The organism is Bradyrhizobium nivariense (assembly GCF_029846695.2).
In the GTDB taxonomy this organism is placed as follows: Bacteria; Pseudomonadota; Alphaproteobacteria; order Rhizobiales; family Xanthobacteraceae; genus Bradyrhizobium.
Map to the genome: position 1 here is coordinate 37,192 of NZ_JARWCR020000064.1, position 16,497 is coordinate 53,688.

Genomic DNA, 16,497 nt, shown 5'->3' on the forward strand with positions numbered 1-16,497 from the left:
CGCACGGTCCAGACGTCTTGATCGATCCCTTGCGCTGGGCTGAGACGCGCAACGATTTGTAACCATTCTGATTGATCTGACTTCTCGCTAAACCATCGTTTGCTATCCTCATTCGGTACAAATGGTAAAATCGATTGTATCGATAGAACACATTCACACCGTGGATCACTCAGGATCATGCGTTTCAAAGGCCTCGATCTGAATCTCCTCGTCGCGTTCGACGCCCTGGTGACGCAAGGCAACCTCACCGCGGCGGCAAGAAGCATCAACCTCAGTCAACCTGCCATGAGTGCCGCCGTCGCGCGGCTTCGCACTTCCTTTCGAGATGAGCTATTCACGATGAGGGGCCGAAAACTGGTTCCAACGCCGCGGGCTGAAGCGCTCGCAGCCCCGATTCGCGAGGCTCTCGCTCACATTCAGCTCTCCATCATTTCTCCGGACGACTTCAATCCGTCTCAATCGACTCGGCGATTCAAGATCATCCTGTCCGACTTCATGACTGTCGTTTTTTTTCGAAGAATCGTGGACCGCGTCGTGCGGGAGGCTCCTAGAATCCGCTTCGAATTGCGGCCACCTTCAGAGGAACCCGATGAGCTTCTCCGGCGCGGTGAAGTTGATTTTCTGATGTATCCGGAGATGTTCATGTCGAGTGCGCATCCAAAGGCGGCACTGTTCGAGGACACTTTCGTTTGCGTGGGCTGCCCCATGAACAAGCAGCTAGCATCGCGACTCACGTTCGAGAACTACATGTCAATCGGGCACGTGGAAGCTCAATTTGGACGTTTCTTGAGGCCCTCCTTCCGCGAATGGCTCTTGCTCGAGCATGGTTTCAAAATACGCACCGAGGTCGCTGTGCAGGGTTTTGGTATGATTCCGCCAATGTTATTGGGCACCAACCGTATCGCGAGCATGCCCTCAAGACTCGTCAGCCATTTCGCAAATACGATGCCCCTGCGGGTTGTCGAACCTCCGTTGCGACTTCTGACATTCACCGAGGCCGTCCAATGGCCCGCGATTCATAATACTGATCCCGCAAGCATTTGGATGCGCAACATATTCTTCCAAGAGGCATCCACGATGGTCTCTCCGCCCGAGACCAGCCAATTTCACAGCCCGTTGTAGGATTGTTCGGGCCGGTTGCGACCTTCTCTCGGTTAACCAGATCTTCTCGAAGCTTCGGTCCTCTGACTGACGTTGGGCAAGGGTCGAAATTGGCGCGCTTGAGCGCGGTTTGATCGGGTCGTTGGCGCTATTGATCTCGCGCTGCCAGGACGATCTTGCGCCTCATACAGCTCGCTCGGCGGCGCTCCGCAATGATTTTCCGCCGATCCGGGCCGGCTGCATCGCGCCGGTCCATGTGAGCCGAGCACAGAGCTCGCGAAATGATCCGGCGAGTCAGGTGAACAATATCCGACCTCAGCACTAAAATTCCCTTGAATCGCACGCTGCGTCAGGTTGTAGACCAGCACCTGCGATCGAGGCCGCAAGGTGGACGCTGGTAGCGCACCCGCACCGCTCATCGCCTGACGGTGGGCATTCTCCTTGCCGTCAACTGGCCCGGCGATCGAAGTAATGCCGAAGCACATCAGTAGCTAGACGTCTATGTGGCGGGCGACCTACTGGGGCGATGCTCGCTTGTTTGCGTCGGAACAGCTTGTTCTGCCGAACGCCAACGCCCGCCATGGTCGCGCCCGCGAAGCCCAACGCGAGCTGACCTAAACTCGGGAGAGCGGACCGGCAAGTGAGAGGTATTGCGTAAGGCTGGAATGGAGATTGGGACACGTCATCTCAACGGCGCTTATCTTACCCTTATTGTGCTCGATCCGGGATAATCGGGCGCAACCGCAAAGTCGCTGGCCGCAGGCTCAACCTGGATCCAGGCCATGAGCTCGCGGCATTGTCGCGCTGCGCGCGTGCTTCGGTGATGAGTGTTTATGATGAGAGGGCGGCAACTGTGCCAATGTCCGCGCACGAAACAGAAGGGCTCACCGTTCCAACTCGCCATGCCCTGCTCCACCTCCAGCTCTTGATCCTTTCGGCCGACATGTTCACCCAAGCCAAATCGGATCATGCTTGGGGGGCCTCCTTTCGGATCTCGCGACAGTTGTGTTCTTTCCAAAGTGTCGTGGCGTGACGCGCGCGGTGCCACCGCCGTCGGTCTCGAGTTGCTGCCCCTCACCGCTGAGCCCGATGGGCTCCTTTGGCGCGGTAACATGATTTGTCTATCTTCCCCGAAGCATCTCTACTCAGCGGGCGAACCCAAAGCGATACCGCTCGAGGATGATATTGAGTGAGTGAGCTGCCGGACGAGCAAGCCAACCGCAACAGGAGAAACTTCGAGCCTACGTTCGATAGGATACTTGCGGTGTATCCCCAGACACTGCCCCTCAGATTCGAGGGGTCTTTGCCTTGAACATGGTCTTAAGATGCGCATTAAGATCCTCCTCCAAGCTATAGCCTCATCCTCCTTTGCTATTGCGGACCCCGTATGGCGCGGCTGCCAGCAAGGCTCGCCAAGCTTTGTGCAAAGACTATGCCGCTACGGATCCTTGCACTTGTAGTGCATTGCATCTGGTGAGTCCGATGTACTGCGCTGCGCGACACTGATCCGGCACAGGTCTGGATATGCGAGTTATTGCTGTGCACGTCCGCGTTTGCCCAGCGTGACCGCGTGGTGGCGGGGCCCCCGTCGACCCATTCTGAGCGCCTCACGTTCAGCGGATGCCGGAGCGCTCCTTCGAAAGTCGGTCCTCAATCGCGAGCAGCGTTTCGCCAGCCGCGCCAAATGCGCTTGCGTTGAGATGCATGACGGGATTGGTTTTGAGGCCCGCCTTCGCTCATTCTGCCGATGCTTTGCCGCCGCGGACTTGCGCCATTAAAGAGCAGCCATCATCTTGTGGCATTCCAAGAACAGATGTAGCCATGCGCGAGCAACGCCTTCGCGCCCACAATCCCATCTCAACTGGACTACCATAGGCGCCGAGCCGGCGGCGCGCCACGACGTGGCGGTAGAACTGATTTGCGATGATTTACCAATCAGCGCCAGGCTCAACGAGGGACATCACAGGAAGGATTGCGATCGAAAGAGGCCCATCTGATCAGGACTGTGTCTGGGTCCGCCGTTTCGTGAAGCAGCATCTAAAGATCAAGCGGAGCTGTATGCGCATGGTGGTCGCTTCTCGCGCCGATCAGACAGCAGATTGCCACCGCTGCGGCAGCATCCAGGAGAAATTACATAGTTTCAGCTAGCGACGCCTTGGACAAAAGGAAGCGTACGCCGTGTTGCACAACGGCATCACGCGGCTCCTCCTGACACATTCTTTCGCGCACGTCGCCGCTCCGTCTCGTTTTTGCCCCACCACGGCCAAACGGCTTCGTCACGTGCGGCGCGAGTGCGACAATGAAAGGAGCCTACTCTTGGGTGAGTCGAGTGGAATCTACGATCCGGAGGATCTCGCGATGTTGGGACACCTCTTTGATCAAGCAATCACGTGTTTACCGACATGCATGCGAACCAGCGAGAACCGCGCGGCGATCGCGAGACTTGTTCTGCAACGCGCAGCGAGTGATGAATTGGGGTCGCTGGCGAACTTGATGCTTGCACTTGTCTCGGCCGCTTGATCAACAGCGTGCTCTTAGTCCTTTTGCGGTACGCAGCAAGAGACCATCACCTAGATCATTGAATTAACTTGATTCTCACGTGGCGTCAGGTTGTAGGCATGTAAATAGAGGACCATGACAAACGCCAGACCACGACGGCGCCGATGGCGCATTGGAGAACTTGCAGAGGCGACCGGTGTAACCGTACGCACTCTGCATCACTACGAACATATCGGGTTGCTGATGGTCTCGGAACGTACCGATGGCGGTCACCGCATGTACGACCATGAAAGCCTACAACGCGTCACTCAGATTCTCGCGCTGCGTAATCTCGGCTTCTCACTTCCTGAGATCCGCAAAGCAATCGAGGGGCGAACGTCTCTCACGGACCTGTTGCGCAACCATCTGGAGCGGATTGAACGTGAAGTCGCGCAGGCGACATTATTAAGGGACCGAATACGCAGTATGACGACGCAAGGTGAGACACACGTCAGTGTCGACCAACTGCCGGCCACGTTAGACGCAATGTCGCGGATTGAGGAGCCTACCCCCTCGGCGATGTGCGCCGCTAACGCAGAACGGTGGCGGAAGATTCGCGACGAGCTACGAAGCTGCATGGATCAGGGCGAGCCTCCATGCAGTGAACGAGCAAAAGCGGTCGCGCGTCAGGCCCGTTCGCTGCTGACTGAGATCGGAGGAGCTGATTCGACTGTCTCAATGGTACTCAAGGTGCTGACGCGATTGACCGAACCACACAATCTCGCCGGCTGGGATGCGAGCCTCATGCAATACCTCGATCTCGCCCTCGCCGCGCTAGAGGACCAGCTCGGAGAGAGTTGACGCCCGGTTGCGCACGCAATCGGTTACCGGAATGTCTTTAAACCCAATGGGTTGATAGTGCCCCTTCGAGTCTGAGGACGATCGTTAGCCGCTAGCATTTCGCCCTCGAATCTGCGTTGGCTGGGACTTTTTGGGTCTTTGGCTCTGTGGCTCTTGGCGATCAACCTCGACGAGCACGCTTCGAAGTACTTGATTCGTACGTAACGTCAAATTGTACCATCTAACGCATCGTCTCAGCGGCGGGGCGGACAGAGCGTCGGCTAGACGATGGAGACTCCAATGATCGGCATCGCTTTCGGAATTTCCCGGTGAGAGGCCTCGGCGAGAACAAGTCGGTGGATGATCGTCCGGGCCTTTCAAGCGCCTCGTCGGCACACATCTGCCGCGCACAGGAGATTGATGAGTCTACGGGGCACCGGCAGGATGCTCGATATGGGTCCTGTTGACGCCTAGAGAACGCCCTCCTGGCCAGTCCCGTAAGGTCCGTTCGTCCGTGCCCGCCGGATACTTATGGATGAGCCTCGCAACAACTTGAGCCGTTCGTACCAACCTGAGTTCGATTCAAACATCATTGCGCCGGGCTGCTGGTCGCCGCGTCATACCAACGGCGAAGCCGATCAAGAAGTCGCGCCATATCCGGAGCTCCACATGTCGATTCTTCCCGTTCATAGGCTTGCAACTGCCGCGCTCCTTTCTTCGATCCTAAGTTCGAGCGCGTGGGCAAAAGATGTTTACATTGCGGTAGCGGGCCCAATGATGGAAAACACTGCGGCGCTGGTCGCGCAGATACGCGACGGAGCGTCGGCGGCAGTGGATTCGATAAATGCATCGCGTCTGCTGCCTGACACAAAGCTCGTGTTGAGGATTTCCGACGACGCATGGGATCCCAAGCAGGCCGTCGCTGTTGCCAATCGCTTTACAACTGACGGGATCAAGCTCGTCTTTGGGCACTTTTGTTCATCTTCGTCGATTCCGGCTTCAGACATATACGCCGAAGCCAAGGTGCTTCAGATTTCACCTGGCTCGACGAATCCCCCTCTGACAGAGCGTGGCGCAACCACGCGGTTTCGGATTTGCGGCCGCGATGACCAAGTAGGCGGGGTTGCGGCCGACTATATCGTGCGGCACCACCAAGGCGCAAAGCTCGCGGCCCTTGACAAGAGTACAGCAGGCAAGGTCATCGCCGATATCGTTGAATCACGGCTTCGGGCAGCTGGCGAGCACACTGTTCGACAAAGCTATGCTGCCGGCGAGAAGGATTACGCCGCTCAGGTTTCGAGACTGAAGAGAGAGGGAACCAGATCGTCTATCTCGCCGGCTATTACAACGAGATCGGCCTAATCGTGCGTCAAAGTGGGGAGGCGGGCGCACGTCTGGCCGTGATCGCCAATGACCCGCTGATGCCAAGCGAGTTTTTGGCCATCGCCGGCGACGCCGCAAACGGCACGATCTTCACCTTTATGCCGGACCCGACGAAGAATGCTGCAGAGCCAGCCGCCGTCGCCAGGCTCAAGACTTCGAGCCTATCTGCCGCGGGTTACACGCTCTACGCTTCTGTCGCGGTGGAAGCATGGGCAGGGTCCATCAAACAGGCCGGCACCTTCGATCCCACCCCCGTCGCTGCGGCCCTACGCTCGGGCTCAATTAAAACGACCATTGGCACGGATCGATTGGACTCCAAGGGAGACAATGCCGCTCCTGGCTCCATCGTTTACCGCTGGCGCGACAATAGCGTCGACGCGGTCGAGCAGAACGGATCGCCAGTCCCAGCACCGCACGGAGCATGCGAACGATGAACCATCCTGGACATAGCGATTACGCACTGCTCACGTGCCTCGCAGTCGCTGCAGTCGCAGCATTTCTCGCCCTCGCGGCAGTGCTATCACAGCTGTCGTGCGCGCCCGAACGGTCGCCCGAAGAGTACGTTCCCATTCGCCTGGTGCCACTGAAGTGAGCACCAGGCCCAGACTCATAAGGGCAACGAACATCCGCACCTTCTTCCAGCTAATCAAAACTGATGCGCGTCTCGCTCTCGGGAGTGAGCCGTCCGGGCCTCTTCAGAAGGAACGCACCCTGTGGCAAGATGTCAGTCGCGCGCAGTCGGTCTGCTGATTGCGCGAGTTCAAGGCAAGCGTTACCAGCGTTGTTCCGCCGAGTAGACGTGGCGTTCCATCCCCTCGTGGAAACGAGTATTCGCTGGGATAACGCCGTGCGGCGCCTGATCCGTGCGATCGCTACCGGCCCTTGAGACGGGCTCTGATCCGGTGCGACGCTTAGATCTAAGCCGACCTACCGCCCCCAACGCTCGCATTCAGTCGTGCCTTGGGCTTCCCGGTCCCGAACATAGCGCGCGGATCGACTAAGCTCGATGAGCGGCCTCAACCGCTCTCGTCGACATATCAAAGGGAGAACACCTGGTTGGATGCGAAATGCGAACTCTGCTCTCCTCCCTCTCGCCAGTCGCCCGCGAGCTGGGTGCTCTGCCGTCCGGCCGGCCTACCCCGGACAATGGTTGCGTGAAACTGAACACAAGTGAGAACCCATTTCCTTTGCCAGGCATCGTGATGCGAAGCGCAATTTCGGCTCTTGAGCTGCAATACCTTTATCCAGAAGACGACAATATCAGCTTGAGAGAAGCCGCCGCAGCTGTCTATGGCATCGCAACCGATCGCGTGATGGCTGGCAATGGATCGTCTGAACTCCTCAGTCTGATCTACAGAGGCTTTTCTTGCACCGGCGATGGCATCGCAATGATGTCGCCTGGCTTCTCGTTCAATCGTTCAATCGCAAGCTTGCCATGTTGCAAGGGGGCCGCTTCATTGAAATTCCCTCCCTGGTCTGAACCTGACTGCTTGCCGATGGATGAGCTGCTTGTCCGTCCCGCTAAAGATGGCAAGTTCATTGTGCTGGCCGACCCAAACAATCCAACCGGAACCTCTGTTCCGCTCGCAGAGATTGAACGCCTCGTTATGCGATCTGACCGATTGATTGTACTGGGCGAAGCCTATGTCGATTTCGCACCCGAGGATGGCCTACGCCTTGTTGAGCGCCATAACTGAGTGAGAAACGTTCTTCCCACAAACCTGACCTGCGGCATCTTTGATCATCTTGACGAGGACGGCCTCGATATCGCCGAGCATCATTGCTATCCTCATGGAAGGGGCCCTTCGCCGAACTTGTTTCTGTCGAGCGTCATACAACGCACACGGCGACTTTGCGTTGATCCATTGGTCATGCCGCTCAACCTCTATCACCCGCTGCGTGCATTCGAGGAGAACTGCATGTTGGATCACCTGAGCAGCGGCAGGGTTGAGGTAGGCCTTGGTCGCGGCTCCCTACTGATCGAACTGAGCTATTTTGGGGCTGGAGCCGACGTTGCCTCAAGCCGTTACGAGGAAGCTACCCACATTTGGTTAGCGCGATGAATGGCGGTCTGCTTTCATACCAAGGGCAACATTTTGCGCTAAATGACGTTCCTTTGACGCTTTCACCTCACCAGCGTCCTTGTCCCCCGACATGGATTGCTACAAGTCGGACAGAGTCCGCCCTTTGGGCGGCGGCAAATGGCTCAAGTCTGGCGCGCATGGGGCCTTCTTCTGCCGTTCGCAAGGTCACCGATCGCTATCATGCTCATCGAAGCGCGGAGCGTGACGCCAGCGGTTCAGCACCGTTTCTCGCATTGCTCCGCATGGTCGTAATCGCAAGCTCTGAAGCAGCGGCCCGTTCCCTCGCCGCGCCAGCCTACGAAACATGGTTCAAAAACTTTAAGGTCCTGTACGAGCTCAATGACGTCCCGCCTCCATCCAACCTGCCCCTGGCCTTGAATGCCCCAATCGACAGTGAACTGTGGATGCCTGCCTCAATACGGCAACGGCGATTCACTCCGAGCTCATAGCGCCACAGCACTGACGGTGAACCCAACAGCAATCCCAGTAACTTCGCTCTTGACTAGGCAACAAATGGCAACGCCGAGGCCAATGAGTACCGGAGCCGAATGCATTTATAAGGCCGCTCTTGCGGTCCAAACGGCTTCGACGCGGACTCGGTCCTTTGGACGCATCACCAAACGGGAGACGTACGGCAATGAATGGCCTGTCCTTCACATTGCGTGCGTTGATACTACCCGAGCAGTGGATTGCCTGGTCAGGTAAATCGGCTCACGCTCGTTCCGCTTTGGCGGGCCGGTTCGTGGATCGCATTCTACACGAATCCAAGGTGCGGCTTATTGCCCGAGCGGATCTGTCGTGACGCGATCCCGGCAGCGCTTCGCTCAGACCGAAGAGATCGCGCGTAAGCTCGATGTCGTGCTGGCAGAGTTGGCTTCGCTGCGCATTTTGCCGGCCGAGCACGGCATTAGCACCCCGCGACCTCTCGATGAGGATTACCTCACTGTTCAGCGGTTCGCAGCGATGAACCACATAAGCCCCGAAGCCGTGCTCTCTCGAATCCGCCGCGGCAAGTTGCGCGCAGAGAAACGCGGTGGCCGGTGGTGGGTGAAATGCACGGTTTGCACAGCATAGCCGTGCAAGGACGGAGGATAGTAAGACAGGCGAAGTGAATAACTCCGAACTCCGGCACAAGAAATGATATGTGCGTTTAAGTTAGCATCTCTTCTGAGCTCGACCAGTCGGTCGATCGCGAGTCAAGAGATCGATCAAGGTCAACGTGGCGCACGGCCAACACACCTCCGCCAGATCGGGTGGCTCAATCTCGATGCACCGATGCAACCACAAAATGCGTGGGCGGGTATCCTGGTTAGCAGAGCGATCGCAGCGAACAAGCGGAAACGGATGGACGCCTGCTGGAGAAGTCCAACTCCGATGCCGCTGGCGGCATTGTGGCAAACAGAACCCTCTCCATTGTCGGTCTGGACGTGAACCACCGCACGCGACCTGGTTACGGCCTGGAGCACAGGAAAGATAAACGCCTCGCCCGCAAATCGCACGCTTTGCGAGCTCCCCTAGCAACCTGCGTCTCACGCGCCCGGGGCCTAGCAGAGAACTTGCATCTCAGTCACTCGCCTGTTTCAGGCTCGCCTCGCGCGCCGGTGTCAGACGAGAACGGATCTGATTTCGCTGGAGTGGTCGCCACAATTTGGCTGGAGAAGGAGATGGCAATGATGTCACAAAGACTGATGTCAGTCCTCAGTTCTATGGTAGCAGTCGAACGTATGTTTTGGAAACTTCGAGAATTGATCGATGGAGACAGCTCGATCTCACTTGAGTTTCGACAGACGCTTCGCGCAATGTTAGATGCAAAGCTTCTTTCCGCAAAAGATAAGATTATGAGCGACGCGCGCGCTGCGATCGACGCGATTCCTGATTTGCCGCAGGCGGTACGCGACCGAGCATTCAGGTCGCTCGACTTTGCAACGAAAATGTTCATGACCAGCGAACCGCGCCGCACTGAGGATACTCTTAGCCGAGTCGGTATCTGCAGCGCCAATCGCAAGATGCATTGATCCATGCCCCGCTCCACCCATCACCCGCCGTAACACTTGGCTGTGCACCATTGATGTTAGCCGATGCGCTTCAATTGTGTTACTGAGGAGCTTTGAAGCTCGTGGGATGGAGCGACAGCACCTCGCGAGTTGATGAATCCGATGAAGCTACTGTCTCCCGGGGCCGGCAGACTTGGGCGAAACCTGCCGAAAGCTGCACACTCAGGTTCTTCTCGATCACCCAGAACCAGGATCTCTCTGGCCACCTTTAGCGGTCCTCTGCGTGGTGCCAACGAGCGCGTCCGCTCAACTTTTTAGTTTAATCATCGAGATGACCGGCCACTCGTCGTCATCAAGCAGTGGGCGAGCGCGCTCGACTCTGTTAGTGGGAAGCGACGCTTGAGTTGATTCAGCTCAAGCATCATGGTTCGCGTTTTCGCGCTATGGTTGTGATGCTTGGCGAAGACCTTCACCGAACTAAAGGTCGCTCGTTGAGCCATTCCTCGGTATGCGCCAATCGATTGGATAGAGGATCGGCTCGCCCACCCGACGTTGATGGATTCCTCTTGGCTCATCGGCAGCATGGATACCTCCCATCAAAACAATAGATTGTACCAATATTCTCCGAATCCACATAGCTAGCCGCCGGCTATAGCAAGGACGTTCAGGATCAGGCGCGTGACGACGTATTCGCGATTTTTAACGCAATGTGCGGATGACGAGCAAGCGCCAGCACATGATCACCCCTTGCGTCCAGATAGAGGCAAGTCTTGGTCTCGCTATCGTGGCACGCGCGAGCTTCTTGCATGCATTAATCTGGCCCCAACACCAGCCATGAGACAGCATGGGCAGCTCGCCTTCAGATCTCTAGCCAGCCTTAGCAGGAGCGGCGCAGCGCAAGCCGATAGCGACAAGGGCGATCTAGCGCCGCTGGGTGCAGCGCTCTGGCAGGGTGATCCCGGATGGAGGCGCTTGACGCGCACCGGTTTGGCGTCGCTTCGATCGGGAGTGCTTTGCGAGTCAACAAGGAACTGGAGTGTCTTTGATGCGGGCTCGTGGCCTCGGCACATGCGTGCGCCGTATGAGATATGGACAAAGGAGGCCCTCGCCGCGTCGGCGAAGGCCGATCTGGCGGCCCTGCACTGGTAAGTCGACCCGCAAGACTGGTCTCGTCCTGGCGTCGAGGCGATTGTTGCCGCAGTGCTGACCTCGCTGCAACCGGGGGCAATCGTGCTCCTGCACGACGGATGCCCTCCCGACGAGCTGGGACGCCGCCCTGATGCTGGTCGGCGCGACCAGACTGTGATGGCGCTAGCCCAGCTCATTCCAGCACTGCACGACCGTGGATTTGCAATCCGGTCGCTTCCTCAACCTAACCGAATCGATCAATGCCCATGACCTTGCTTGCCACCATCAGCACCGTTGCTGTTGCCTCTTACGCGTTGCTCTCCAGCGTCCATAAGAGCGCGCAGGCGCTTTATGCGCTGCGAACCGACGCCTCACTGCCGCCGTACGACCCGGTCAACACCGGTGCTCTGCCCAGCGTGGATGTCATCGTGCCCTGCTTCAACGAGGACCCGCGCACGCTGGCGGCCTGCCTGAAGTCTATTGCAGGCCAGGACTACCCAGGGCGATTGCAGGTCTATGTGGTCGATGACGGCTCTGCAAATGTCGGTGCAGTGGCACCCGTACACGCAAGCTACGCACATGACCCGAGGGTCAGCGTCATTCTGCTGCCAAGCAATGTCGGAAAGCGCAAGGCGCAGATTGCCGCGATACGCCGGTCATTCGGCGATCTCGTGCTCAACGTCGATTCCGACACGGAAATCGCCAGCGATGTTGTCAGCAAGCTCGTACGCAAGATGCAGGATCCAGCCGTCGGCGCGGCCATGGGTCAATTGACGGCCAGCAACCGCAACGACAGCTGGCTGACCGGATTGATCGACATGGAGTACTGGTTGGCTTGCAACGAGGAGCGTGCGGCTCAGACGCGGTTTGGTGCGGTCATGTGCTGCTGCGGGCCGTGTGCCATGTACCGCCGTTCCGCGCTCGTGTTGTTGCTCGACCAGTACGAGACGCAGTTTTTCCGAGGAAAGCCGAGCGACTTCGGTGAGGACCGCCATCTGACGATCCTCATGCTCAAGGCAGGATTTCGAACCGAGTACGTTCCGGACGCCATCGCCGCCACGGTGGTCCCGGACAAGCTCTTGCCGTATCTGCGGCAACAGCTCCGCTGGGCGCGGAGCACTTACCGCGACACGCTACTCGGTTTGCACCTGCTGCCCGGCCTCGATCGGTACCTCACGCTCGATGTGCTCGGACAGAACCTCGGGCCGCCGCTGCTCGCCATCTCGTCGATTGCCGCGATCGCTCAGCTCGCGCTCACCGACAGCGTGCCCTGGTGGACCGGTCTGACCATCGTCGCGATGACCATGGTTCGATGCAGCGTGGCGGCGCTTCGCGCCGGCGAGCTTCGATTTCTCGGATTCGCGCTGCACACCCCGATCAACATCTTCCTCCTGCTCCCAATGAAGGCCTACGCGCTCTGCACCTTGAGCAATAGCGACTGGCTCTCGCGCAGACTGCCAGATTTGCCCGACGAAAATGGAAGGCCTCGCAACTTTTTGTACGCGGCCTCCGGAACGGATAAACCGAAGGAAATTGTTTGCACGTCGCGCATTCAGCACCTTGAGCACCGCATTGCTTTCCAATGGGAAGTCGTGGCTCAACTGATCTGCCAAGACAAATTCGCGCTCGGAGCGGTCAAGCTGCTCGACGACCTCACAAGCGAACTGGTCGCGGAAAAACTCGAACTTGGCGCAATAGCCGAGGCAAGCGCCAGGAAGCGAACAGTCCCAGCGGAAAAACACGGTGACCTCTTCTATCCAGAAGACCTCCGCATCCTAGCTAAACTTTTCGACGAGGCAGTCGCAGCTTTACCGCCAGATCGCCGTACTATCGCCAATCGTACGCAAATCGCCAAACTTGTTCTAGCTCGTGGAGCGACACGTGAAGTCAAGTCCGACCCAAATCATGGCGCCTGCGTTCTTGGCGGTTTGATTGATCACACGTTCAACTCTTCCTCTTCCAATCAAATCGAGGCTCCGCCTAGCACCTGGCGGAATTCTGCGTGAGGCGTAGGTTAAATCACTCGATGGTAATTTGAAGACATTACCCCAGTTTTGATAACCGGCGGTCCTTTCGAGATCGCCGAGCGATGTGTATACGGACAGCCTGCTTTTGCTAACAGATTCGTCTCGTCAGCAGGCAGGCCGCAGGACAGGTGGCAGGACCTCTTCTTCAGTATCCTGAGGGCGAGAACCCTGTATTCAGGCCCTTGGTCTCAGAGGATGAGTGCGGTACCCTAGGCACTGCAATGCGACCGCTTGCCGGCCGCCCCGACGCAAATTGTCCAGGCGTCCTGATAGGACGCCGACTGCGCAGTGAGATGGCTAGCCTAGTCCATTCTTCTCCGTTGCCGCCAAGGCGAGTGAGGCAACGCCGTCGAGAGAAGAGCACCACTCTGGCCAAACCACATCGATCACCATGACGAATGTCGTACTGCAACGATCCCGGCGCGGGCTGGTCCGCGAGTGATCTGCAGAGCTGTGCCTGAGTCCACGCACACTGCTGCAGGCCCCCTTGAGTTGGAATACATTTTGGTTGGAAGTAGCCGAAAGGACTTGAAACGCACGTAGCGTCACGTTGTACGAACGATGCATCTTCCGCCTCGCGCCGAACAACTAGTCAACACCGATGGCGGGAGTGTGACGTAACACATCAAAGCAATCCTCCGGTTCGGGCATCGAGATGACGACAGCACTGCTTTTCCTCACTATGATCTTCTTCGGCGGCTTCGGACTAGCTAGGCTTACGGTATGCGCAGCTGGCGTTCCCGCAAGCGACGTGAGCGCGCCAGGCTCTAAGGTGCTTTCTTTCATCCCGGCACTTCTGCTCCGCCGCCGCTCCGAGTTCCCGCACGCCGTGGCTTCTAACGCTGCATTCGGCCTTGCCCAAACAAGGAAATTGCCGATCCGCCACGCGAGGGCGCACGCCCACCGCCGCAAGTTGGTCGAGCACAGATTCGCAAGGCAGAGTGGAGGCCACGCGTGCTCGCGGAGCCAATTCCAACCACACGGAACGTGTGACTGATCGCCGATTTGACCCGAGACACTGAACGGCCGAGACGGCGAGTCGGCCCTTCACGAATCATTGGTCGGCAGAGGTGGAAAACCGGCCCTCGCCTTGCAACGTACATGTGTGTGATCTTAGCATCTGCGGAAGCCGTTACCAGACCGAATTCCAATCAGGGCTGGTGCGAGGCGCGGAGAAGATTATGTCTGACACGCGAGCTAACGCTTGAACTGAATGCGAGGGCGAGCGCGATTGCTGCAGCGTCGAGAAGGAGCCCCTTTCACTCTCCTCCGGCATCTACAGCACTTCGATGGCCGTCGCGATCTGCACTGGGCGAGAAGAGATATCCAGAGTCCTCGCACGACCTCGCATTTCATCTCGCGTCCGGATCAACGCAGCTTCGGCCTTGACCAATGCTTCCAGGCCGAGTTCGATTCGCTCAACTACCCTACCTAAACTGAGAGGTTTCGAAGGTGAGGCTTCCTTCGTAGAACTCGATCCGGGATAGTCAGTACAGCAGATGCATCATGAAGCCTGACGAGCGCCTCGCCGAAGTCCTTGAGAGTAGCGCGTGTTTTGATAATGAGGCATGGAGGGTGTGGGCACAGTGCCTCTCACCCGCTGAGCGGCTGGCGTATATTCGCAAGCATCGCTCTCGCTTCCGGTTCGCAGATTATGATGACGTGATAGCTGTTGTACGTGGCCGGCGCTTCACCGGTTGCTCATCGCAGCTCCTTCAATGGCGCCACAGTATAAGAGCAAGGACGTTGCAAAGCGCTCTGCTCTTCTCGGTTGCGGTGTGGCTAGGTATCATCTGGCTTGCGGTGCGCTTAATTCGCTGAGATCAGAAGCCCGCTTTTCGCCAACACCTGAGCCACCTGTATTCGCACGCGACCGAGCAGCGCGATGCGGTTGGAGATGATTTGCAATGCCACAATCTGACGTAGCGTTCGATTCGAACCTTCCTTTGTGCGCGAGTTGCGACGCAGTTACAGCAATTCGCGCGGACGTTGTTAAGACGCACGGCAGTCAATATGTTTGCAACCTCAAAATCCAACGTGGCGCGCCAGAATGTCAGAATCTGCGGGCCGGCACCATCGATGCGCAGGTCGCAGCGGCTTTTTTGCAAGCCGTCGCGGCGGCGGAAATCGATGCGCTATCCAAAGCGCGCAAGACTCAGCTTCGATCCGAAAGAGCCCTGCGGCAAGCCGAGGAACAACAATTGAAAGGCTCGCTACCAAGCAGCTCACGCGGAGCGCCAGTTCAATCGTGCCGCCCCGGACAATCGTAAGCGCGAAGCCGATACCCTTGCTTCAGAATTCGAATGAACGTGCGAAGAAGCCTCCGGCTTGGACGGAGGTTTGGGATGGGATTGGACAGCAAAAGGACGTCCATTTGGACGGCTCATCTGGAGGGCGGGTGAGCCGTCTGGAGGTGCTTGAAGGACCGGTCGGGGCGCCGGGTGCGTTCGGAGGCTGAGAGAGCCCGGATCGTGGCCGAGAGTCTACTACCGGGTGCGCAGGTGTCCGAGGTGGCGCGCAAGCACGGAGCGACGCGCTGGCAGATTTACGACTGGCGGCGGCGGTTTCGACAGCGAGGCATGTTGCCGCCGCGCGAGGCATCGCAGTCGGCATTCGCGCCGCTGGTCGTCCTCCGATGCTGCCAGCGCCCCCTGATGCTCGCTCAAGGCCGCCTGCGTTTGCGCCAAAAGCGCCTTCAGGCGTTCGTTTTCGTCGCGCAGCGCCGCGATGCTCATGCGCTAATTCGAGCACACCGCCACTGCGCCTGCCACGTTCAAAATAGCTTCCGAGTCACTCTGCCGCAGTTATCCCGCCGCCTGCGGACGCCGCGCTTCTTGCGGGCGGACCAACCTCCAATCCAGCCCCTCGAACAGGGCTGCGAACATCGCCGGCGATATGCGCATCACGCCGTCTGCGATCGTTGGCCAAACGAACTTGCAGCCTTCGAGGCGCTTGTGCACCAACACCAGGCCCGTTCGATCCCAGACCAAAATCTTGATCCGGTCCGCTCGTTTCGATCGGAACACGAAGGCTGCGCCGCTGAACGGATCGAGACGAAGCATCTCCTGCACCTTTGCCGCAAGCCCATCGTGGCCACAGCGGAAGTCAATCGGCCGCGTCGCGATGTAAATCTTCAGATCGGCACCGGGCGCGATCATCGTGACGCTCGCATCGCGCGGATCACACGGGACAGCTGCTCGCCATCTATGGCGGGGTCCGTCCGCAGCACGACATCCCCAATCGCGATCTCCAGCTTGATCGCCGGAACGCGACCCTCCTGCAACGCGAAGCGCGGCGTCGGCTCGAGGTCATTCTCGGGGAATTGCGACGCGAGAAAGTTCGGCCGCGAAGTCCGAGAAGCTGCGGCCAGATCAGTATCACTTGCCGCTGGAAGACGTGGAGATCGCGCAAGGCATCCTGGACGCGGCGCAGGAGAGAGCTGAGGCTGTGATCCAGGGTCGA

At 58.2% G+C, this 16,497-nt stretch carries 10 protein-coding genes and 4 pseudogenes; 13 read left to right on the top strand and 1 reads right to left on the bottom strand.

From position 1 onward, the window contains the following. Window positions 1–177 precede the first annotated feature (177 nt). The 12 genes and pseudogenes from QCM77_RS35355 to QCM77_RS35410 all read left to right on the top strand — a co-directional run bounded on the left by QCM77_RS35355 (window position 178) and on the right by QCM77_RS35410 (window position 15,305). Window positions 178–1,122 carry a LysR family transcriptional regulator gene (locus tag QCM77_RS35355; RefSeq protein ID WP_280096060.1) on the top strand — a complete coding sequence of 315 codons (945 nt, stop codon included), beginning with the start codon at window positions 178–180 and terminating at the stop codon, window positions 1,120–1,122. A gap of 2,613 nt (window positions 1,123–3,735) precedes the next feature. Next, window positions 3,736–4,440, top strand: coding sequence for a MerR family transcriptional regulator (locus tag QCM77_RS35360; protein ID WP_280096061.1), 705 nt, complete (start codon window positions 3,736–3,738; stop codon window positions 4,438–4,440). Window positions 4,441–4,950: 510 nt separating this feature from the next. Next, on the top strand, window positions 4,951–5,781 hold the full coding sequence (locus QCM77_RS35365; RefSeq protein WP_280096062.1) for a branched-chain amino acid ABC transporter substrate-binding protein: 831 nt from the start codon (window positions 4,951–4,953) through the stop codon (window positions 5,779–5,781). Between the two features lie 38 nt (window positions 5,782–5,819). Next, a complete protein-coding gene (locus tag QCM77_RS35370) occupies window positions 5,820–6,236 on the top strand; it encodes a type 1 periplasmic-binding domain-containing protein (protein WP_280096063.1) in 417 nt (138 codons plus the stop codon). 618 nt (window positions 6,237–6,854) lie between these two features. Next, window positions 6,855–7,493 (top strand): annotated as a pseudogene (locus QCM77_RS35375) (aminotransferase class I/II-fold pyridoxal phosphate-dependent enzyme); the annotation flags it as partial. A 6-nt stretch (window positions 7,494–7,499) separates the two neighbouring features. Then, window positions 7,500–7,865, top strand: a complete 366-nt coding sequence (locus QCM77_RS35380; protein ID WP_462804373.1) for an LLM class flavin-dependent oxidoreductase — start codon at window positions 7,500–7,502, stop codon at window positions 7,863–7,865. Next, complete coding sequence (locus tag QCM77_RS35385) at window positions 7,862–8,335, top strand: LLM class flavin-dependent oxidoreductase (protein ID WP_462804374.1); 474 nt, start codon at window positions 7,862–7,864, stop codon at window positions 8,333–8,335. Before QCM77_RS35380 ends, QCM77_RS35385 begins: the two co-directional genes overlap by 4 nt. A gap of 349 nt (window positions 8,336–8,684) precedes the next feature. Continuing rightward, on the top strand, window positions 8,685–8,960 hold the full coding sequence (locus tag QCM77_RS35390; protein WP_280096064.1) for a hypothetical protein: 276 nt from the start codon (window positions 8,685–8,687) through the stop codon (window positions 8,958–8,960). Between the two features lie 590 nt (window positions 8,961–9,550). Further along, window positions 9,551–9,901, top strand: coding sequence for a hypothetical protein (locus QCM77_RS35395; protein WP_280096065.1), 351 nt, complete (start codon window positions 9,551–9,553; stop codon window positions 9,899–9,901). Between the two features lie 1,041 nt (window positions 9,902–10,942). After that, window positions 10,943–11,278 (top strand): annotated as a pseudogene (locus QCM77_RS35400) (chitooligosaccharide deacetylase NodB); the annotation flags it as partial. Further along, window positions 11,275–12,522, top strand: a pseudogene (gene nodC / locus QCM77_RS35405) (chitooligosaccharide synthase NodC); the annotation flags it as partial. The pseudogenes QCM77_RS35400 and nodC, both read left to right, overlap by 4 nt. 2,420 nt (window positions 12,523–14,942) lie before the next feature. After that, window positions 14,943–15,305 carry a hypothetical protein gene (locus QCM77_RS35410; RefSeq protein ID WP_280096066.1) on the top strand — a complete coding sequence of 121 codons (363 nt, stop codon included), beginning with the start codon at window positions 14,943–14,945 and terminating at the stop codon, window positions 15,303–15,305. Between the two features lie 534 nt (window positions 15,306–15,839). Here QCM77_RS35410 and tnpB read toward each other — a convergent pair. After that, window positions 15,840–16,193 (bottom strand): IS66 family insertion sequence element accessory protein TnpB, encoded by a 354-nt coding sequence (gene tnpB / locus QCM77_RS35415; protein WP_247466759.1) that lies wholly within the window; start codon window positions 16,191–16,193, stop codon window positions 15,840–15,842. Between the two features lie 125 nt (window positions 16,194–16,318). Between tnpB and QCM77_RS35420 the strand changes: the two are divergent. Further along, window positions 16,319–16,497, top strand: a pseudogene (locus QCM77_RS35420) (IS66 family transposase); the annotation flags it as partial.